Origin of the sequence: Clostridioides sp. ES-S-0001-03 (assembly GCF_020676075.1) — a bacterium.
Lineage (GTDB): Bacteria > Bacillota > Clostridia > Peptostreptococcales > Peptostreptococcaceae > Clostridioides.
The window spans coordinates 22110-41995 of record NZ_JACVWJ010000014.1 but is presented as its reverse complement, the minus strand read 5'-3'; the positions used below and the strand labels follow the sequence as shown (position 1 = coordinate 41995).

Here is a 19886-nt window from a genome sequence, read left to right as displayed (position 1 = left end):
AAACAATTTATTTATAAGTTTTACTCAATTACTCAAAGATAACACAAATATAAAAGGAATAGATAATATCTATTCCTTTTATATTTGTGTTATATGTAAAATTACCTGAAGTTTATTACTTTTTAAAAATATCAATTACAAGTATAAGTATTATTATTAATAATAGAAAATTAGCAGACTGAATTAATATAATTGGCCATTCAAGATATATTATTTATAGTCACCTCATCTTATGTATGCAATATTTTTTTAATATCTTTTTTCACTACTTACTATATTTTTGCTTTCAGAATTTGCTTTTATTGTAGAATGAACTCTGTAGTATCCTCTTCCTATAGTTTTTGATTTAGAAAGAGTACATGAACTATTTCCTGAAGCATTCCAAGTTTGAATTGTTGACCATGTTTTTCCATTGTCATTACTTTTCTGTAACCTAGCAATAATTGATGTACTTTTCACATTTGATGAACCTCTAATGGAACAGATTACTCTCGCTGTGTTTCCTGAAATATTTAAAGTACAAGTACCAGACTTAATATAAGACATTTTTACCATAGTATCATCTATATAGTCTACAGCTGAATATTGTTCAATATTCTTGTCTTTATATTCATCAGCAAATATAGGCATCGCAATTGCTGATGAACATATTAAAGCGCACATACTACTTATAATCATTTTTTTCCAAACCATAAAATCACCCCTTCATTTGCTTTTTATTATTTTTTACTTAATATATAACGAATAAAGAAGTGATTTCTGGACACTTATATAAAATTTTTTATTAAATTTTTATTATAATTACAAAATAGATATTCATAGCTATAATAGTTATAAATACCTAGAATACTATATATTGTAACTATCCCCCAATAAACATATATAAACTTGTAATTATATTAATAAATCATAAATACCCAATTTAGATCAGGTTTTACTAATAAATAGGTTCTTTGAGTTTTAAATCATTTTTCTAATATAAAAGGCTTATTGCTTTGTCTTGTCTTAGTTATAATAGCTAAGATATATTTGTATTTGACTTACATTCCATTTTTTAAACTATAAAAACCACCTCTTTTTCTTATAAATTTTTATAACATCAAATATATAACGAATAAAGAGATGGTTTTTGGACACTTAAGAAATTATTTTATGCTTTTAGCCATTTTTAATAAAATATTTTTATATAATTCTAAATCCTTATTATTTTGATAATCTACATTTAACAGATATATAAAGTTGTTGTCATTCCAAAATACTTGTAAGAAAGTTTCTTTTTCTATATATTTTGCCTTATACCCATTTATAAATATATCTTTAACTTTTGCATTTTCTGTATCTAATATAATAGAATTCGTATCAATTTCAGTACTTGTATATTCTATTCTTATACCTTTTTCATTTTCATATGCAATCATAAAATTATCAACCCTATCTGCTTCTTTGAATCCTTCTGGGATGTATCCTGGTTCTTTAATCTTAAGGTTTTTGATTTCAATATTTTCCTTATTTGAAAATACAAAAGAAGTTAAATCTTCATATACTCTTATTACCAATTCATATAAACGTGTACGCAATGCCTCACTACTCATAGTAATAGTAAATAAACTAGCTAAAACTATTAAAAATACAATAGCTGTTCGTTTTGAATAAAAAATAATCTTATTTGTAAGACTACTTCTTTTTTGCTGCTTAATAAGTTTTTTCATCTTTCGTTCAAAACCTTTTGAAAAAACATGATTTAATTCATCATCTGAAGGAAGGCTGTCAAGAATAATTTTTGTCGCGATTGGGATACTTTCTTGAAGCATATCATCTGTAATATCAAAATCATCTTTTTTATTACTCAATATTTCCAACCTCCATTTCTTCTAATATTTCTTTTAATTTTTTCCTAGCACGTTGAATCCTCTTATATACATTCTCCTCCCCTAAATTTAATGCATTTGCTATTTCTTTATTTGAAAAACCATACTGGAACTTTAAAGAAAGTACTTGAAAGTAACTTTCATTAAGTTTTGCAAGTGCTATAGCTAAATTACTTTCACATACTTTATCTTCTATAGAAAAATTTATCGCCCTGTTTTTATACTCTTCTTCAATATCAGATACTTTTTCCCTTTTTCTTTTTCTGTAAAAGTCTATAGCAATCCTTTCTACTATTATAACGATAAAAGCCTTCGTTCTTGGACTATCTACTTCATCAATTTTATCTATATTTTTAATTATTCTTAGAAAAGCATTATGTACAGCATCTTCTGCTAAATGATCATCCTTTAATATTTTATTGGCCACATAAAACATTATCTGTCTATATTTTTCATATATCTTTTCAAACTTGATTTTATCTTCTTCAAACTCAAGCATTGATAAATAAATTAACATTTATAATTCCTCCAAAGTAAATATCTCGAATCAATATTTTAGAGTCTAATTATAACATATATGCATATATAATTCTATTTAAATAGAGTATTGTTATACCTGTATTTAGAACTAATATTACATGTTTTAAATTATATATTAACTTATAAAATAATTTATTTTTTATATTACTTTATAAATTCAATCTATAGATTGAATTTAAAGTAATGATATTATATAAATATAAATAATTTTATTTAAAGGAGAATCTATATGTTGGAAGTTATAAAAAATAGACGTTCAATAAGAACCTATATAGGTAAAAAAGTAGAAGAAAGCAAAGTAACTGAAATACTAAAATCAGCTATGCAAGCACCATCATCAAAAAACGCTCAACCATGGGAATTTATTGTAGTAGATGATAAATACCTCTTAAAAGAACTATCAGAGTCACAGCATAGAGCAAAGCATATAGAATTCGCACCACTATGTATAGTAGTACTTGGAAATAGAGATAGATTCTTGAAGCCTGGTAAATGGATGCAAGATTTAGGTGCTTGTACACAGAATTTATTGTTAGAAGCTACAAATCAAGGATTAGCTGCTTGTTGGATAGGTGTTTTTCCTAAAAATAAAGTAGTAAATAAGGTTAGACAAACTCTAGATTTACCAGCAAAATTAGTACCTTATGCCATAGTATCTATAGGATATAGCGAAGAAAAAAATGAATTTATAGATAGATTTGATAAAAATAAAATACATAGAAATGTATATAAAAATAGATAATATTTAGTTGGAAAATTATTCATTCATATTTACAATATAAGAAAGTTACTAGTTATACACTGTGAATTGTATAATAAAAAGGGGGGGCATTTTATGAAGAAAACACTGTCTATAATATTACCAAGTATGATAATACTTGTAATAACTCTATGGGGCAGAACTGAAAAAAACATATTACTTGGATTATTTTTACTGTTTCCAATCATCTTTGTTATACAAGGGATAATGTATTCAGATTTCAAAAAGGAATTGCTTCTAGGGTTCATTTTATCATCTATAGCATTTATAGTACCTTTAAATTTAATGTATAACATGAGAAATTGTATAGATTTGTTGATAGTTTATAATATGTTGGGTATAGGAGGTTTTTTAGTCAAAAAGAAAATATATTCTGGGCATAGTTAATCTTTTTTAAATTGATTTTTGCTACTTTTAACAATAATCTTTCATGCATGAATTTCACTTTTATAGATTGTATTTTTTATCTTATCTCTAAAATTAATTCTAATATAGTTTAGATCTTAATTGACTTCATAAAAAATAGAATATAACTTATTATATAAGTTATATTTTATTTTTTATACTAATTTTTTTATAATTTTAATTATAAATTATTTTTAAATTTATAATATCTTCTTTCATCACATTCAATTACTATTTTTCTTATATTTAAAATTATGTAAAATTGTATCTTATTATTAATTTTGTGATATAATAAAAGCAAGAAGAACTACAATCTATTTAGCAGTAGAGTGGAGTTCATAATTTTAAAATTAAAACTATTTTTTGCGGAATTTGATTTTTAAATCAAATTCCCAGCCACTCTTTCGCACAGAGTGGCTTTTTACTTTCGCAAATATTTTACTAATTAAGTAAAATATCCAACTAGCAATAATGCCAGCAATTACATTAAGTAAAAATTCATTTATACCAACACCTCCTTTCTTCTGGAGGCTATATCTTTCGTTCGTAGGAACTCCACTCTATAGATTATATATTTTCTTCTTGCTAAAACTTATTATGCCATAATTTTGTACCTAACTAACTTCATTTTAATAATGATTAATAAGTTATATATCAATTTTATTTTAATTTATCATATAATTTAATTAATAAATTAAAATATAACTTATTTAAAAAGTTATTCTATCTTTTTCTTTTTCACATTTATCATATACTGCTTTGAATGCCTTGTATTTTTTCTCATCAGGTTTAATTATTCTTTCAAGAAAAGTAACAGGATTCATATCAAGTATTTGCATTTCTTCTAACTGTTCCTCGGTTAAACTCATTTCTATAAGTTCTATTTCAATTGCATTTTCTTTTGCTTTTAAGTAAGATATTTTATTTCTTAAAATCGAAGAAAATAATTCATAATTTGTTGCAACTATTTTAGAAGAGTTATCTTTTTTTAAAGCAATTTCTTCTGCTTCTAACAATAGTTTATAATACTTTGGTTCACTAAAATTGTATTCTCCAAATTCTATCTTAAATAGATTTTTTAGTTTATCACTCAGAGAGATTTCTTCTGGTATAAAAAACTCTTTTTTATTTAAGTTTATATTTTTATTTTCAAGCCTTTTTTCAATAACATCTTCTTTATTTTCATATGATGTTTCTATATTTTCCTTTTTCTCTCTTATGGAAAATTCTATTGATTCAACACTTCTACCTTTTCTTATTGGTTTATATTCAACAAATATATCTGACTTCTCATTAATCTGTTCTGTACTCTTTTTTAATACATATTTATCAAGATCATAATATCTTTTGTATTTATCTTGTATTTCTAGAAGTTCTTTAAAGTAATCTAATTTAAATACTATTCCTTGCCTTGTCCCACTCCATTGTTTTAATAACTCATAAATTCGCATAGCAAAAAAAGTTGTAAAAGAATAAATACTTGCAAAATCTAATTTAGTAAAATTTTCCTCTATTGCTTGTATGTATTTAAATATATGCTCGTCTATTATTAGAGTTATTTCGTTATAATCCAAATCCCCTTTTATAGCGTACCATTGAGTTCTTATAAACTGATCTCCTATAATTACACGAGGTTGATTGTTTTGGATTCCTTCAATTAGATTTTTAAACTCCTGTTTAGTTATATTCTTATCTACTATTCCACTATAGTCTTTGTATATAGTATCGAATTTGAAAGAGATCTCTCTTGAAGAATAATTCCTCTTTTGAATTATTTCAAAAAGCTTATACACAAATTTCTGTTCAGAAGCAGAAAGAGTATATTTTCCTTGTATAAGATTATTGTGTTTTACAAGACTATTGTAGTCTTTAAATATTTCTTTTTTATCATATTTATTATAAATGACTCTTTTTGCATTACCCATATATCTTAATACATGCCTCCTTCTTTAGTTTCTATTGAACTACTCCACCTTAACTACCTTCGGTAACGTTTGAATGTGGAGATTCCTATTCGATAGTACTTTTGTACTAAGCATCCATAGGCTCTAAGGGCTGTTCCATCCCCACTAATCTTAATCCTTCTTTTAGTATATTTATGCTGGCATTTATATCTCTGTCATGCTGTGTATTACAGTCTGAACAAACCCACTTTCTAAGTGATAAGTTTTTTGCATCTTTATTTCTATGTCCACATACACTACATAACTGACTGGATGGATATGTATTTCCTATTACAGAGATTAATCTTCCATACCAAATAGCTTTATACTCAAGTAATCTTCTAAATTCATACCAACTAGCCTCACTTATTGCACCTGCTAATTTATGATTCTTAATCATATTACTTACTTTCAAATCTTCTAAACAAATTATTTGGTTTTCTCTAATTAGTTTAGTTGATATTCGATGTAAGTAATCTTTTCTTTGATTAGCTATTCTTTCATGTATCTTAGCTATTTTAATTCTTTGCTTATTCCAATTATTACCAAACTTCTTCATCTTTGATAATCTTCTTTGTTCCAGTTTCAATCTATAGTTAGCTTTTTTTAACCATTTAGGATTTTTAAATATGCTTCCATTAGAACATATTGCAAAATCTTTTAATCCCAAATCTATGCCAATATACTTATTAGATTCCTCTAATGGTTTTATGTCAACCTCACAACACATACTAACAAAATATTTACTTGTAGATGTTTTTGATACAGTAGCATTTAATATTCTACCATTTATATTTTGAGTCACTTTAGCCCTAATCCATTTCAATTTTGGTAACTTAATTAAATTACTTTTGATAGTTATATTATTATTTACACACTTACTTTCAAAACTTCTTTTAAGATTTCTCTTACTTTTGAACTTTGGAAAACCTTGTTTATTACCTTTTTTAATTTCTCTAAAGAAGTTCTTATATGCATTATCTAAATCATCAATAGTAGCTTGCAAGCTAGTTGAATCAACTTCTTTAAGCCATTCATATTCTTTTTTAAGTGATGGAAGTTTTTTAATTAAATCATACTTTGAATGTGATTTGCCTTCCTTTTCATATCTTTCTTTTTGAAGTGCTAACATGTGATTATACACAAATCTTGAACATCCAAAAGATTTTTCTATCATTTCTTTTTGAGTTTGATTTGGATATATTCTAAATTTAAAAGCTTTCATCTGTATCATTTCTTAACCTCCTTTAGTTTATGTTAGCATATTTCAGGCTCGCATCTCCACCCTACTTACGTTGAGGATGGAGTATTTCGCCTATCTTGGATAAAACAATAATACATTTTTAGTTACAGTTATATATTAACCTATTTTTCACGAAAAATATATTATTTTTCGTTTTTAGTTTCCCAAATGCTCGTTTCTTCATTTTTTGAAATAATTTATTTGAAATTAATTATTAAAAATTTATCTTTAAATATACCAAAATATTGAAATTTAAATGTTTTATAAGACTTTTTATTTTTTATATCTACAAAGATTTTATTTTTTACACTTTTATTTTAAATTCATAAATTCCCAAACACTCGTCATTAAAAACTCCCAAATGCTCGTTGTTAAATTCCCAAACACTCGTCGTTAAACTCCCAAATACTCGTTGTTAAATTCCCAAACACTCGTCGTTAAATTCCCAAATACTCGTCGTTAATTCCCAAACACTCGTCGTTAAATTCCCAAACACTCGTCGTTAAATCCCAAACACTCGTCGTTCGACCTCTGTACATAAGTAATTTCAATGCTTCCAAATCGCCTAAAATAATAAAATATAAAATAAATAAAATGTTTTTAAAATAGAATAGAATAGTAAAAGGGAAAACGTGAATACTTTTCTATTCTGTACTGCTTATAAAAAATACAAATACCTTTCTTTTATAAATTATCAAGTTATATAAATAATATATAAATTCTTATTACTTATAAAAATATTTTAGATAAAAGATGCATCTCTTGAATAAATTTAAAAGGGCTTTTTAAAGAGTTTTAAAACGTCTGTAACGCTTTTAAATAATAAATACAATAATTTACTTTATGATAAGGACAAACTACCTTAAAATGGCAATAAAATGGAATACATAATCTATTAGAAAATTCAAAGCTATATTTAATTAATTTAATTAGTCTATTAATGAAATAATTAATAATTTTAAAAAAGGATATGTAATTGAAAAATATTAAAAGATATAATAGTATTTTATCTAAGGATAACTTGAAAAGAGAGGGGAAAAGTAATGCATGGATTATTTGGGGGATTCATTAAGATATATAAATATCAAATGATTTTGGTTATTTTAGTTTATATTTTATTTTTTATACAAAGTAGATTTAAGTTTAAAAATAAATCTTTAAGATTTCTAAAAGATAATAATAATGTATTAAGTTTGATGAATTCATGGGAATGTTTTTTTACATTTTGTATCCCATTTATAGGATATTTAGGTTTTGCATTAGCTATTTTAGGAATGCTTCTTAACTTAGGAGGAGATTTTGAAAAAGAACATGCTAAATATTTGTTAGATGTAATTAAATCTATTTATGATAAAGAAGAAGATATTAATAAGCAATACAAGAGAGAATTTAAGAGAATAGAAAATATTTTATCTGATATTAAAAATTCCTACCACAAGATAGTGGTAGAAAATGCAGTTGTTCTTGATTCTTTTATAAATGAATACAACAATATAAAAGACTATCTTAAAACTGAAAAAGAAAAGATTGATATGTATAATGAAATAAAAACATCTTTAATTAATTTTCTAAAATTTACTGATAATATGGTTAATAATCCTGAAAAAAAAATGGCTTTAGATGAAAAGGAAATATTATTAAAAGATATTAAGAAATATACTAATATGTTAAAAGAATATATGAAGATATAATATATATAATTAATACTTAAGATTTAATAACTTTAAGGTAATAAAAATAACAGTAGAATAAAAGATTGGAATATATTAATACAAAATTTTAATTATATTTTATGAAGTGAGTAACAGAGTAGTTCTAACTACTCTGTTTTTTGTAATTTAAATTTTAAAATAAATTATTTTTAAAATTAATATATAATTTAAAAAATAATTTAAATAAAAGTTTGTTTATAATGTTTAAAGAACTTAAAAAACAATAAAATGGAATAACTAATCTATTTAAGAATTCAAAACTATATTTAATTATATTAATGGAATGGCTGATACTTTTAAAAAAGATATATCATTGAAAAATATTAAAAGATATAATAGTATTTTATCTAAGAATAACTTGAAAAGAGAGGGGAAAAGTAATGCATGAATTACTTGAGGCATTAATTAAGGTATATAAATATCAAATGTTTTTTGTTGTTTTAGTTTTTTTTCTGGCTTTTATACAAAGTAAATTTAAGTTCAAAAATAAATCTTCAAACTTTCTAAAAGATAATATTAATGTATTAGATATAGTAGGTTCATGGACATACTTTTTTGTATTTTGCATACCATTTCTAGGGTATTTGGCTTCTGCATTTGCTATTTTAGGAGTGCTTCTTAACTTAGGAGGAGATTTTGAAAAGGATCATGCTAAGTATTTATTAAATGTAATTAAATCTATTTATGATAAAGAAGTAGATATTAATAGACAATATAAGAATGAGTTTAAAACAATAGAAAGTATTTTATCTGACATTAAAAATCCTTACCACAGAATAGTCGTAGAAAATGCAGTTATCCTTGACTCATTTGTGAATGAATACAACAATATAAAAGACTATTTTAAAACTGAAAAAGAAGAACTTGATATATATAACGAAATAAAAATATCTTTAATTAATCTTTTAAAATTTACTGATAATATGGCTAATCGCTCTAAAAGAGAAATGGTTTTAGATGAAAAAGAAATATTATTAAAAGATATTAAAAAATACAATAGTATGTTAAAAGAATATACAAAGCTGTAATATATATAAGTGGATATTTTAAACTTGAATAGTATTAAGGTTTCAAAGAATGTTAAACAAACATATAAAAAATAGTATCAGTAATGAAGATTTTTTCTCATTTAAAGAGATTATTAAGGGGTTGTTATTTTAGTGGATTGTTTAGAAAAAATAAAAGAAGAGTATGTTTATATATCTATAAAAGGCAAGGATAAAATAAATTTTAATGATAAATATGAAATTGATTTAAGAGAAAGTGAAGAAGTAAAAAGTATATTAGAAGAAATAAATATAAACAATATAGATAATATACTTAAATTTGGAAGTACATCTTCAAAGAGTGTTACAGAAATATCTGATGGACTGTTATATTCATTGAAAAATTATTATGAAATTGACATAAATGAAGTATTAAATAAATTAGATAAAGTAATAAATGAATTTGATTTTGATGAACTAAAAGAATCTAAGAAATCAAATTTTTTTAAGCAAATATTTAAAAAAAATAAATATAAATTAGATAAACAAATAAGTAAATATACAGTGATAGTAGATGAAGTTGATAAAAGCTATTTTATATTAAAAAAATATGAAATAGATTTAAGAGATCAATTAAAAAAAATGAACATGTTATACGAATCAAACTTTGAATATTGTAGTAGCTTGGAAAATTATATATCAGCAAGTGGAATTATTTTAGAGGATTTAGACAAAGAATTGTCCCTAGAAGTAGAAAAAACACAGTCTTATGAAAAAGTGGGATTTTTAAAGGAGAATAAAGAAATCTTAGAACAAAGAGTTTATGATCTAAAGATAACTCGAAATATATCTTTGCAGAATATAACATTAATGGAGCAAATTCAAAATTATAATTTCGAGTTAATAAATTTAATAAAATCTTCTCTTATAATTACACTGCCTATTTTTAAGCAATGCTTAACAAACTCAATATTATTAAAAAAACAGGAAATTTTGTCAATAGGAATAAATAGCGTGCAGAAATCAACAAACAAATTTTTTATGAAGAATAAAGTAAGCACATCTAAGAATAATTTAAAAATAATTGAGAATCAAACTGACTTATATTCACTATATAAAAAAATAATGTGTGGCATAGAAGAATATAAGAAAATAAAAATTGAAAATAAAACTAATATTGAAGATGGCTTTTTTAAATTAGAGAATTTAAAAGAAGAAATGAAGTCCCATTAAATTTTGTAGTAATAAAAATAATAGCAGAATAAAAAATTGGGATAAACATAATTTATAAATAACATATATTTAAAAGTTATTATATAAGTTTTAAAATAAGTTATTTATAAATTTATATTTTTATCTAATCAATTAAATATCTATGGTAAAAATGTCCTCATAATCTGAATAAATAGATTGAAAGGACATTTTTTATATAGGAAAAATAGCTAAATTTAAAAACTAATACAAATAAATTTAATTATTTTGTTTCTGAAAGTATTTTAGCAAGTTAATAACTACAATTACAAGTGTAAAACCAATATATGCTTTAACTAAAATCGTTAAAATCGGTTGTATTGAAATATTTTTTATTTCTATTAATCCAAATCAAAATCAAAAGAATAATTGCCACTATATACATACATATATTTACAATTTTTAATGTATTTTTTTCATAAATATCATCTCCTATATAATAATTTATATTTGATTTTAACTAAAATTTTCTTAAGGAAATTAGTCTAAGTAAATCTAAGTTTTAAATAATACTTATATGTAGCGTTTCTAAGACATAGAAAAATAGAACTTAAAAAGGTTGACTACTATAATTTTAAAATTAATATTTGGACAAAGATTTATATTTTTAAAATTAAAATCTCAAGAAATCTTAACAACATAGTGATTTAAATCTTTCTAGTGTTTTGTCAATTTTTAGTACTCAAATATTTGTTATTCAAATTCTTATTTTTGATATAAATATGTCAATTGAAAAATGAAAAGTTTTATTATAATTAATAAGGTTTATTTTATTTAAAAATTAAAGAAGTATGATATAATAGATAATGCCTTAAGATTTAGTCTTAAGGGGAATTTGTATTCAATATGTCAATGTTTAAATTGATGTTATTCAAAAGATAAGTCTGTATAACTGCTGTTATAAGCCATATGTTGTACAAGAACTTTAACCTCCAATCTGATGTTATAATAAGATTATACATGAAAGTATCATGAGGAGAGTAGCAGGGCAACCTAATTTTTTAAGAATGCTTGCTAACTTAAGGTTGATAATAGCTACGAATTATCTAGTTAGCAAGCTCAACTTGAGAGGAAAAATATGAATAAAAGAAAAATTTTTAAATATAAACCTTATGTCCACTTCGATTCTAGGAAAAATTCAAAAGATTATAAAGTTAAAATATCAAATCGAGATTGGGTTTCAAGTCATGGATTTTATCCATTTATTCATTATGAAATTATAAATCCAAAAAAATTTAAACAAAGTGAACCTAAAAAAAGAGAAATTTATTATTCAGCACATTTAGATAGATATATATATCAATTTTATGCCAATGAATTAAATACTTATTATAATAAAATAGCTAAAGAATATGGAATAAATCGTGTTTCAATCGCTTATAGAAATATATTTAATGGAAAAAGCAATATTCACTTTGCAAAAGAGGTTATTGATTTTATATCTGTACAAGAGAAAGCATATGTATATATAGCTGATTTCTCTAAGTTCTTTGACAGATTAGACCATTCATATTTAAAAGAAAAACTTTACGATGTTTTAAAGTGTGATAAATTACCAAAAGAACACTATGCAATTTTTAAAAATATCACAAACTTTACATACATTAATAGAAATGACATTTTAGAATATAAAAGTATAAATGATAAAGAATATAATAAATTAGATAAAATTTTTGAAACATCTAAAGAATTTAAATCTTTTAAAAAAAAATATCTTAAAAAACATAGAGATAGCTATGAAGGTAAAAAGAACATAGGAATACCGCAGGGTTCTTCAATTAGTGCAGTATATTCAAATATATATATGATAGATTTTGATAAAAATATAAATAATTATGTAACAAGTAATAAAGGAATGTATCGCAGATATTGTGATGATATTATAATTGTTATACCAATATGCGATGATGAAGAATATATTAAACATACAGAAAAAATTGATGCCATGAGAACATCAATCCCAAAATTAAATGTAGTTATAAATGATAATAAAACATCTAAATTTATATACAATCAAGGGAAAGTAATAGGAGTAAAGCATACAAATAAAAACTTAATAAATTATTTAGGTTTTAGCTTTGACGGAAATTCTGTAAAAATAAGAGATAAAAGTTTATTTAAGTACTATAAAAGAATGTACAGAAAGGCAACTGTTTCAAGTAAATGTAGTGTAGTGCTTAATAGAAAAATTTTTAGAAAAAAATTATATGGTATATACTCTCATTTAGGAGCAAATCCTAAACATAAAAAAATAAGAGGTGTCAATAATAAGCATGGAAACTTTTTAACATATGCTTATAAAGCACATGATGTTTTTAAAGAAAACAGTAAATATAAAACTAATATAAGAGCACAAGTTAAAAATCATTGGAAAAAAATGAACATTAGATTAAAAGAAGCTGATTTATACTATAGAAATAAATATGAGAAATAAAAATAAAGTAATAAGTTACACTATTTGTTACTAATTAATATGATAACCCAAAAGCCTCTTTCAATGTGCTAAAAAGATAATTTTTGGGTTGTCATAGTATAAATGATAAATTTACTTACTTTTAATACTTAAATTCATTATTTATAATTTTCTCTTGTCAAGTTTAATTCTAACATATTTTGTAATATATAGTTAATAGTTTATGTTACAATAATCAGAAAGCTTATCCCACTCACAATCAATTCCAATTATCTTAAGAATATCATTGAAATGTTGACCAATTTTAATAATTTCAGATTCAAAAATTGGTTTTAACTCCATTAAATTAATCAAAGAACCAACCCTAATTTTTAATTCTATATCTATAAGGATTTCTTTATTTGTTGCTATACATTCTGTCCAGCTACGATACATTGAAATTAAAGTACAACCTCCAAAAGATTTCAATATCTCAAAATCATATGAAATTAAATTAATATCCGATTCATTCTTAAAAAATTCTATATCCCTATTTTCAAGGTTATATAGTACATTTAAAACATTATTTTCATATAACATTTCACTCTTGGCATTTATTTTTTTTTAAAAGTTAATAGATTTTTGACTTACATCATACTTCATTTCTATCTTTCTTTTTCTTCCAGTTCTTTTTTTCTTTACTTTTTCTGTAAAGTCTTCTTCTAAATATATATTCCAATCTTTATCTTCATAATCGAAAAAGATACGTTTAGTATCCATATCACCTTTACTTAATTTATTAAATCTTGGATTTAATTCATTTATTAAATAAACTTCAAAAAAATCCATATTACGTTTAGATGGAAGTTCAATATACTTTAATATTAATTCCTTGGTACACCAATCTTCTTTTTTATTATTCAAATGAGAAGAATTTCTTTCATACATATATTCTGTTTTTCCAACATATAAACATTCTTTTGTAACTGGGTCAATATATTTATAAACATAGTACATAATAAAACTCCTTTTTATTTCTAATGCTAGAACATATGTACTTTTTTTGCAACCTCTTTTTAATACAATATTACAAAAAGTTCATAATTTAAAATTAAATTATATATATTTTTCTAAAATTTTTATGTCATACTTATATTAGCAAAAAATAAAGATGGCAAATAGATAAATAATATAGATAAGTGTATACTGTATTTAAGCTTTTTATTTTATTAATAAAAACGTCTATATACCTATTCCTCAAAACATCTGATACAATCTTTTTAAAAGGAGGTATTGATATGTCAACAAAAAGTTTTGAAGAATTTTATTATATAAAGGATGAAAGCATACATAGTGTAGATGATGTAATAACTTGTTTTAAATTACATGGAAGAAAAATTGATAAATATCGTGAAAAGATGTTTTGCCCAGAATGCCATCAAGCGATGTTATCTTTTATTCCTGAAACTTCTATAAGATGTGCACATCTAAGACGTTATGGAACTGCTATTCACAAGGAAAACTGTTCTTATAATTATAAATATGCTAAGAAAAAAGTAATTAAAGAATATTTTGAATCTATTAGTTATAATGCTATTCAAGATAAATTAGATTCTGCTATAAATATGCTCTGTAGACCTATGACAAACCAAGAGAGAACTAAAGAAATCTCATTAAGTCAACCTGAAAATAATCCAATGCTTATACCAGAAAAAGTAAAAGAAAATACAATATTACGTTCTCTTAGAAGAAAAAGTCTAAATGTATGGGCTGGAAATTTAGAAAAAGATGAATTGTATATTTTTTATGGAAAAGTCAAATTGAGAGTAGTTGAACATGAAAAAAGAAATAGCTTAGGAAAATTATATAATTTTTATACATTAGAACTTTATAGGCAAAATAAAAATGGAGACTGGACATTTAGAACTAGCTTATATCAAGGAGGAAATAGAGATTGTATCAATGAAGATTTTATATATTACATTGCACTTATTGGAAGTATTGGTGATAAAGGATGGGATATTAAATTAATAAATAAAGATGCAGTTAAATATTGCATTTGCGAATAAATATACTTAAACTCTAAAATGATAATTAAACCATCATTACAAGTGATACAAGCCATAAGGAACGATTTTATTATTTACCATAAGGGGAAAGTATAAATTATAAAACAAAAGCCTTTAAAATAGAAATAAATAGATATTTTTAATAAACAAAAGAGTAAAAAGTCAAATAATAAATATTTGATTTTTTACTCTTGATATAAATTACTTAGTGAACTGATTTTAAAGTTTAAAACATTTGGTTTTAATTCTGTAATTTGTAATAATTCATTATACAATTTAAACGGATTCTCATCATAAACAGTTAAGAGTTTTTTAATTTATTTGTTTTCATGAGTATAAAATAAAGTACTAACATTATTTTTAAACTCTACAAGACTTATTCCAACATGCTCAATAACCTTTTCTTCATCATTACTAAATATTTTTTCTGAAATAAAATGTACTTTGATTAGATTTGATCTAGTATCAAATTCATTTGGATTGTCTTTATAAACATCAATTAAATATGGATAATCTTCTAACTCTGCTTTTATTTTGCAATCTTCTAATACATAAAAACCCAGTATTTTATTAAAATAATCTCCTGTTTTACAAGTCTCAAAATTTCAAAATCTTTCATTCTAAATTCTCCAACCAGATAAACATTTGGTTTTTTCGTTCATTATATCTCCTTTATCCAAAATCAATGCGATTAAAAATAAAATAAATCTTCAAACTTTTTATCTAGAGCAATACACAAAATAAGTGCTAATTTTGCAGTTGGATTAAACTGACCTGTTTCTATTGAGCTTATAGTATTTCTTGATACTCCAACCATTTCAGCTAATTGACTTTGCGATAATTTCTTTTCTTTTCGTTCTTCTTTTAAGCGATTTTTTAATACTAATTCATCATTCATATATTTACCTCAATGACGTTGAAACAAAATCAATTAATGAAAGAATTGTCAAAATAGAGAAACCAATAGCAACAATTAAATTTTTTATATCATGTGTAAACTGGAATTTTGCAATATTTTCTGCAACTATAAATGTCCAAAATAACGCGAGCATGGCATCATTTTTCTGACCAATAAAAATATTAAATATTGTAATGAAACAAAATACACATGTAAAAGCAATATAGCCTATTTTTCGTCCCTTATTTTCAACATACTCTAATCCTTCATCTTTCCTTGATTGGCGACTTTTATTTAGAATTTCCTCTTTATTCATTCAGAGCACCTCCTATTTAGTTGCAAAGTTTACTTGGTATCTTTATTATATCATGCCAAGTTTTATTGTCAATAATTTTGAAAAGAAAACTTGGCAAAAATATGCTATAATGAATGTATAATATGTAATGTGCAACATTAAAAAATAGTTAGAATGGTTGAAAATACAGATTCTAATTTAGGGCTTTATATTAACTAAGTGAAATGTAAATAAGATAATAATAGGAGTGATTTTCAATGCTGATAAATTATTACGATAGGGGTTATTTTAAACAAATTTATATTACAAGTATTCTTGTGATAATATTTTCAATAATATGCGCATTAAAAGTAACTTTTCTATTCTTGTTACTCGCAGGTTTTTATCTTGAACAAACATATAAGTTTTTAATCAAATATAAAAATAAACTTTATATTTCAATTACTGATAATGATATTTTGATTGATAACAAGTATATTTTTAGAGGCAAAAATACTAAAAATCATATCAAATTTAAAGACATAGTAGGTATTAATAAACAAGATAATATTATTGAAATTTTTACGAATGAAAACTCTTATTGTATATATTTGAAAGCTTTAAGCATTGAGAGCGAAGAATATCTAATAAGTAGACTAAAATCATTTTGTTGATTTAATGTATTTAAAAAAATAATATTAATATGTTTTATATTAACTAAGTGGATAGCAGAGTAGTTTATAACTACTCTGTTTTTTTACAATTAAAACTTAAAAATAACTTATTAATATTAATAAGTTAATCTAATCATATTGTACTCCTACGGATTTGTTTTATGCTGGTTTTTGTTTTTGGTGTCTCAATATGGATAATCAAGCCCCTATACTTTCAAAAGTTAGTGTTATATGTTGATTATTCTATTCTCAAAACCTATATCCATTTCAGTTGGTTCACAAAGTTTAAAAATGTGAAGCCCTATTCCTAACAACATGAGAATATAATTTAGTGCTCTTCTTGACAAGTGAGCAATCGTTAACTATAATTATAGTTAACGATTGCTCACTATATTTATTTATGGAGGTTATTATGCCAAAAAATGAAAAACGTGATACAAAGAAAGTTATTTTAACAGTTGCACTAAGATTATTTTCTGAACGAGGCTATGATGGGGTTGGTATTCGAGACATATCAAAAGAAATAGGAATACGAGAGAGTGCTCTTTATAAACACTATAGTGGAAAGCAAGATATTTTTGATTCAATTCTAAAAGACATTGAGCGTCGTTACCAAGAAGAAGTTTCTACTATCCTCCCTGAGAACATGACTAATATTCTCTCAGGAGAAAGTGATGTAAGAGAGGAATTATTTCGTATTAGCATTACAATGTTTAATTTCTACCTCAAAACGGAGTATGGTTCTCAACTTCGTAGAATGTTGACATTAGAACAGTATAGAACTTCTGAGGCAGGTAAGTTTTTTAGGGAATTGATAATAGATAAAGGTTTAGATTATATATCAAATGTGTTCACTAGTTTAATAAATGATGGAGTTTATATTGATGCTGACCCAATGGTTATGGCCTTGCAGTTTTATTCACCTTTATATTTGTTGTTATCAAAATACGACAATCAGCCTGAAAAATATGAAGAAGCGATATCCTTTTTAGAAAGACATATTACGATATTCAATAAAATCTATTTGAAGGAGTGATAAACGATGAAAGGAATTGGAATATTGGTAGCGGAGTGGTTTATAACTGGTTTAATTGTTTATGCAGGACTATCTGGTAAGCAAATATTATTTATTAATGGACCTAGATCAGCTGTTATTACTTTGGGAGCAATCGGATTTGCAATGTGCATGATTATGCCAACAATCGGTAAATTTATCAGCAATTCACCTGCTCACCCACTCACAATTATAGGGTATATTTTTGGTGCAATAGCATTACTAACCACAGTAACTCAAATATTCAAATGGAATATTCCTATCATCTATGACCCAAAAACTGCACTTTTTGTAGTTGCTGGATGCATTGTCATAAAGTCAATTATTGGCAGGTTTGCACTGTTTATAGTTAAATAAATGGCTGTAACGCTTTTAAATAATAATCTTAAAGATTTACTGTTTTATATTAACTAAGTGGAAAACAGAGTGGTTTTAAACTACTCTGTTTTTATATAAAGTAAAAATAGAAATATAAATTAATAAAGAAGTGCATATATAAGTTATAAAATAAATTAAATAATAAGTTTTATAAAATGTATATATAAATTTAAATAATTTTGGTTCTCTATATTTAGTTTAATTAACAAACTAAAATTTTTATTAAATAAACTATGATATAATAAATATATAAATATGCAGTGTGCGATATTTCGAAAATAAATGTTGTAATGATTGTAAACACTGAGTTGTAATGTGTTTTTGAAAAATATCAAAAAGCACTACTTGTGGCTCACTGCAATTTTTAATATTTAGTCTTGCTGAAAGTATTTAAAATGCCCAATTTATTTTTGGAGTTTTATATTAACTAAGTGGTATGTAAATTCTGATGAAATGAAAAGTTATGGATTAAAAGATTATGTTTTATATTAACTAAGTGGCGAACAGAGTAGTTTTAACTACTCTGTTTTTTATTTGTAAATTTAATAAAATTAAATAAATGGTAAAAAATGGAAGTTGATTATTGCAAAAATAGGTACTATACTTGTAGTATAAAGAAGATATATATCGAAATAATACATATAAACTACATGCGTAAAACACTTTTAAAATAATCACAATTTTACTTTCAGATTTAAAACTCATCTTAGGACATGACATATACAATCAAAAATATAGATTATATTAGTTTAAAAAAACTTAAAAATCGAAGAGGAGAGTCTGTTATTCTTCAGAAGTTGGGTAATTACAAGAATATAAATCAGAATATTTTGAAAATAGGGGGCGATTTTATGGAAGAATTAAAATTTGAATCAAAAGTGAATTACACTAAGAATAAGAAAAGAGTTGCTACATCTATACATCAAGTGAAAGAAATCTCTAAAAAAGATTATGACTTTTTGACAGATTGCATAGAAACATTTTATATAAAAATGAAAGAGGTTTGATAAAGTTCAAGCCTCTTTTATTGCTACTTATTTTTCTTTTGTAGGAGTTCTATCATTTTTAAGATAGCATCTCTATCTTCTTGTTCTAATTCATAAAGCTTGTTAGTTATTTCTTTTACATCATCATCAATTTCTAAGTCAGCTAGACAATCTTTATAAATTTCACCCTTTCCATTTCTTAGCCATTCTTCGTTTACTTCAAATTCTCTACATATGTCATTAATACTTCTTTCTGTCAAAACTCTTTTTCCTTTTTCTAGCAAAGAAATTTGATCTTGTGATAAGTAAATTCTTTCTCCAAAAACTTTTTGAGAAAGTCTTTCAAGAGTTCTTAATTCATTTAACCTTTTTCCAATTTCTTTAGATTTTAATTCTTTTGAAACTTCTGCCATTTTTACAATCCTCCCTTGTCATTATTATACTATAGAAACA

The 19886-nt window shown here is 24.0% G+C and carries 22 protein-coding genes; 11 read left to right on the top strand and 11 right to left on the bottom strand.

The window, feature by feature from the left end:
* Nucleotides 1-249: 249 nt before the first annotated feature.
* The 3 genes from IC174_RS19230 to IC174_RS19220 form a co-directional block, all read right to left on the bottom strand.
* The gene (locus tag IC174_RS19230; protein ID WP_227437160.1) at nucleotides 250-693 is read right to left on the bottom strand and encodes a hypothetical protein; all 444 of its coding nucleotides are present in this window, start codon (nucleotides 691-693) and stop codon (nucleotides 250-252) included.
* A gap of 452 nt (nucleotides 694-1145) precedes the next feature.
* Nucleotides 1146-1850 carry a DUF4367 domain-containing protein gene (locus tag IC174_RS19225; protein ID WP_227437162.1) on the bottom strand — a complete coding sequence of 235 codons (705 nt, stop codon included), beginning with the start codon at nucleotides 1848-1850 and terminating at the stop codon, nucleotides 1146-1148.
* Nucleotides 1843-2385, bottom strand: a complete 543-nt coding sequence (locus IC174_RS19220) for an RNA polymerase sigma factor (RefSeq protein WP_227437164.1) — start codon at nucleotides 2383-2385, stop codon at nucleotides 1843-1845. Before IC174_RS19220 ends, IC174_RS19225 begins: the two co-directional genes overlap by 8 nt.
* A gap of 252 nt (nucleotides 2386-2637) precedes the next feature.
* Here IC174_RS19220 and IC174_RS19215 point away from each other — a divergent pair, with 252 nt between their 5' ends.
* On the top strand, nucleotides 2638-3150 hold the full coding sequence (locus IC174_RS19215) for a nitroreductase family protein (protein WP_227483706.1): 513 nt from the start codon (nucleotides 2638-2640) through the stop codon (nucleotides 3148-3150).
* A 93-nt stretch (nucleotides 3151-3243) separates the two neighbouring features.
* The gene (locus IC174_RS19210; RefSeq protein WP_227483705.1) at nucleotides 3244-3555 is read left to right on the top strand and encodes a hypothetical protein; all 312 of its coding nucleotides are present in this window, start codon (nucleotides 3244-3246) and stop codon (nucleotides 3553-3555) included.
* 374 nt (nucleotides 3556-3929) lie between these two features.
* Here the strand turns inward: IC174_RS19210 and IC174_RS21485 are convergent, their stop codons facing one another.
* The 3 genes from IC174_RS21485 to tnpB form a co-directional block, all read right to left on the bottom strand.
* Entirely contained in the window at nucleotides 3930-4079 is a 150-nt protein-coding gene (locus tag IC174_RS21485; RefSeq protein WP_227829910.1) for a type I toxin-antitoxin system toxin, read from the bottom strand.
* 204 nt (nucleotides 4080-4283) lie between these two features.
* A complete protein-coding gene (locus IC174_RS19205) occupies nucleotides 4284-5498 on the bottom strand; it encodes a replication initiation protein (RefSeq protein ID WP_227483704.1) in 1215 nt (404 codons plus the stop codon).
* Nucleotides 5499-5604: 106 nt separating this feature from the next.
* Nucleotides 5605-6750, bottom strand: a complete 1146-nt coding sequence (gene tnpB / locus IC174_RS19200; protein ID WP_227483703.1) for an IS200/IS605 family element RNA-guided endonuclease TnpB — start codon at nucleotides 6748-6750, stop codon at nucleotides 5605-5607.
* A gap of 1052 nt (nucleotides 6751-7802) precedes the next feature.
* Here tnpB and IC174_RS19195 point away from each other — a divergent pair.
* The 4 genes from IC174_RS19195 (at nucleotide 7803) to IC174_RS19180 (ending at nucleotide 13142) form a co-directional block, all read left to right on the top strand.
* A complete protein-coding gene (locus tag IC174_RS19195) occupies nucleotides 7803-8450 on the top strand; it encodes a hypothetical protein (RefSeq protein WP_227437179.1) in 648 nt (215 codons plus the stop codon).
* A gap of 401 nt (nucleotides 8451-8851) precedes the next feature.
* Nucleotides 8852-9499, top strand: coding sequence for a hypothetical protein (locus IC174_RS19190; protein ID WP_227437181.1), 648 nt, complete (start codon nucleotides 8852-8854; stop codon nucleotides 9497-9499).
* Nucleotides 9500-9631: 132 nt separating this feature from the next.
* Nucleotides 9632-10690, top strand: coding sequence for a toxic anion resistance protein (locus tag IC174_RS19185; RefSeq protein WP_227483702.1), 1059 nt, complete (start codon nucleotides 9632-9634; stop codon nucleotides 10688-10690).
* 1096 nt (nucleotides 10691-11786) lie between these two features.
* A complete protein-coding gene (locus tag IC174_RS19180; RefSeq protein ID WP_227483701.1) occupies nucleotides 11787-13142 on the top strand; it encodes a reverse transcriptase domain-containing protein in 1356 nt (451 codons plus the stop codon).
* Between the two features lie 192 nt (nucleotides 13143-13334).
* On the opposite strand, the gene IC174_RS19175 is transcribed toward IC174_RS19180, so the two are convergent.
* Together IC174_RS19175 and IC174_RS19170 are read right to left on the bottom strand one after the other, a co-directional pair.
* Nucleotides 13335-13700: a hypothetical protein gene (locus tag IC174_RS19175; protein WP_227483700.1), complete on the bottom strand. Its 366-nt coding sequence runs from the start codon at nucleotides 13698-13700 to the stop codon at nucleotides 13335-13337.
* Between the two features lie 24 nt (nucleotides 13701-13724).
* Nucleotides 13725-14117 (bottom strand): GIY-YIG nuclease family protein, encoded by a 393-nt coding sequence (locus IC174_RS19170; protein ID WP_227483699.1) that lies wholly within the window; start codon nucleotides 14115-14117, stop codon nucleotides 13725-13727.
* Nucleotides 14118-14398: 281 nt separating this feature from the next.
* On the opposite strand from IC174_RS19170, the gene IC174_RS19165 reads away from it, so the two are divergent.
* Entirely contained in the window at nucleotides 14399-15169 is a 771-nt protein-coding gene (locus tag IC174_RS19165) for a hypothetical protein (RefSeq protein ID WP_227483698.1), read from the top strand.
* Between the two features lie 691 nt (nucleotides 15170-15860).
* Here IC174_RS19165 and IC174_RS19160 read toward each other — a convergent pair.
* Complete coding sequence (locus IC174_RS19160; RefSeq protein WP_227483697.1) at nucleotides 15861-16067, bottom strand: helix-turn-helix transcriptional regulator; 207 nt, start codon at nucleotides 16065-16067, stop codon at nucleotides 15861-15863.
* A 4-nt stretch (nucleotides 16068-16071) separates the two neighbouring features.
* Nucleotides 16072-16383 carry a DUF6442 family protein gene (locus tag IC174_RS19155; protein ID WP_227483696.1) on the bottom strand — a complete coding sequence of 104 codons (312 nt, stop codon included), beginning with the start codon at nucleotides 16381-16383 and terminating at the stop codon, nucleotides 16072-16074.
* Between the two features lie 236 nt (nucleotides 16384-16619).
* On the opposite strand from IC174_RS19155, the gene IC174_RS19150 reads away from it, so the two are divergent.
* The 4 genes from IC174_RS19150 (at nucleotide 16620) to IC174_RS19135 (ending at nucleotide 19454) form a co-directional block, all read left to right on the top strand.
* Entirely contained in the window at nucleotides 16620-17015 is a 396-nt protein-coding gene (locus tag IC174_RS19150) for a hypothetical protein (protein ID WP_227483695.1), read from the top strand.
* Between the two features lie 412 nt (nucleotides 17016-17427).
* Nucleotides 17428-18051, top strand: coding sequence for a TetR/AcrR family transcriptional regulator (locus IC174_RS19145; RefSeq protein ID WP_227483694.1), 624 nt, complete (start codon nucleotides 17428-17430; stop codon nucleotides 18049-18051).
* A 6-nt stretch (nucleotides 18052-18057) separates the two neighbouring features.
* Complete coding sequence (locus IC174_RS19140; protein WP_227483693.1) at nucleotides 18058-18426, top strand: hypothetical protein; 369 nt, start codon at nucleotides 18058-18060, stop codon at nucleotides 18424-18426.
* Between the two features lie 872 nt (nucleotides 18427-19298).
* The gene (locus tag IC174_RS19135; RefSeq protein ID WP_227483692.1) at nucleotides 19299-19454 is read left to right on the top strand and encodes a hypothetical protein; all 156 of its coding nucleotides are present in this window, start codon (nucleotides 19299-19301) and stop codon (nucleotides 19452-19454) included.
* 23 nt (nucleotides 19455-19477) lie between these two features.
* Here IC174_RS19135 and IC174_RS19130 read toward each other — a convergent pair whose 3' ends face one another.
* Nucleotides 19478-19846 carry a helix-turn-helix domain-containing protein gene (locus IC174_RS19130; protein WP_227483691.1) on the bottom strand — a complete coding sequence of 123 codons (369 nt, stop codon included), beginning with the start codon at nucleotides 19844-19846 and terminating at the stop codon, nucleotides 19478-19480.
* Nucleotides 19847-19886 lie beyond the last annotated feature (40 nt).

Excerpts from the sequence above, each read along its gene's own strand:
- IC174_RS19190 (WP_227437181.1), top strand. The coding sequence starts at position 8,852 with ATGCATGAATTACTTGAGGCATTAATTAAGGTATATAAATATCAAATG.
- tnpB (WP_227483703.1), bottom strand. The coding sequence starts at position 6,750 with ATGATACAGATGAAAGCTTTTAAATTTAGAATATATCCAAATCAAACT.
- IC174_RS19215 (WP_227483706.1), top strand. The coding sequence starts at position 2,638 with ATGTTGGAAGTTATAAAAAATAGACGTTCAATAAGAACCTATATAGGT.
- IC174_RS19160 (WP_227483697.1), bottom strand. The coding sequence starts at position 16,067 with ATGAATGATGAATTAGTATTAAAAAATCGCTTAAAAGAAGAACGAAAA.
- IC174_RS19195 (WP_227437179.1), top strand. The coding sequence starts at position 7,803 with ATGCATGGATTATTTGGGGGATTCATTAAGATATATAAATATCAAATG.
- IC174_RS19130 (WP_227483691.1), bottom strand. The coding sequence starts at position 19,846 with ATGGCAGAAGTTTCAAAAGAATTAAAATCTAAAGAAATTGGAAAAAGG.
- IC174_RS19230 (WP_227437160.1), bottom strand. The coding sequence starts at position 693 with ATGGTTTGGAAAAAAATGATTATAAGTAGTATGTGCGCTTTAATATGT.
- IC174_RS19165 (WP_227483698.1), top strand. The coding sequence starts at position 14,399 with ATGTCAACAAAAAGTTTTGAAGAATTTTATTATATAAAGGATGAAAGC.
- IC174_RS19140 (WP_227483693.1), top strand. The coding sequence starts at position 18,058 with ATGAAAGGAATTGGAATATTGGTAGCGGAGTGGTTTATAACTGGTTTA.
- IC174_RS19135 (WP_227483692.1), top strand. The coding sequence starts at position 19,299 with ATGGAAGAATTAAAATTTGAATCAAAAGTGAATTACACTAAGAATAAG.
- IC174_RS19145 (WP_227483694.1), top strand. The coding sequence starts at position 17,428 with ATGCCAAAAAATGAAAAACGTGATACAAAGAAAGTTATTTTAACAGTT.
- IC174_RS19205 (WP_227483704.1), bottom strand. The coding sequence starts at position 5,498 with ATGGGTAATGCAAAAAGAGTCATTTATAATAAATATGATAAAAAAGAA.
- IC174_RS19155 (WP_227483696.1), bottom strand. The coding sequence starts at position 16,383 with ATGAATAAAGAGGAAATTCTAAATAAAAGTCGCCAATCAAGGAAAGAT.
- IC174_RS19210 (WP_227483705.1), top strand. The coding sequence starts at position 3,244 with ATGAAGAAAACACTGTCTATAATATTACCAAGTATGATAATACTTGTA.
- IC174_RS19175 (WP_227483700.1), bottom strand. The coding sequence starts at position 13,700 with ATGTTATATGAAAATAATGTTTTAAATGTACTATATAACCTTGAAAAT.
- IC174_RS19150 (WP_227483695.1), top strand. The coding sequence starts at position 16,620 with ATGCTGATAAATTATTACGATAGGGGTTATTTTAAACAAATTTATATT.
- IC174_RS19170 (WP_227483699.1), bottom strand. The coding sequence starts at position 14,117 with ATGTACTATGTTTATAAATATATTGACCCAGTTACAAAAGAATGTTTA.
- IC174_RS19180 (WP_227483701.1), top strand. The coding sequence starts at position 11,787 with ATGAATAAAAGAAAAATTTTTAAATATAAACCTTATGTCCACTTCGAT.
- IC174_RS19220 (WP_227437164.1), bottom strand. The coding sequence starts at position 2,385 with ATGTTAATTTATTTATCAATGCTTGAGTTTGAAGAAGATAAAATCAAG.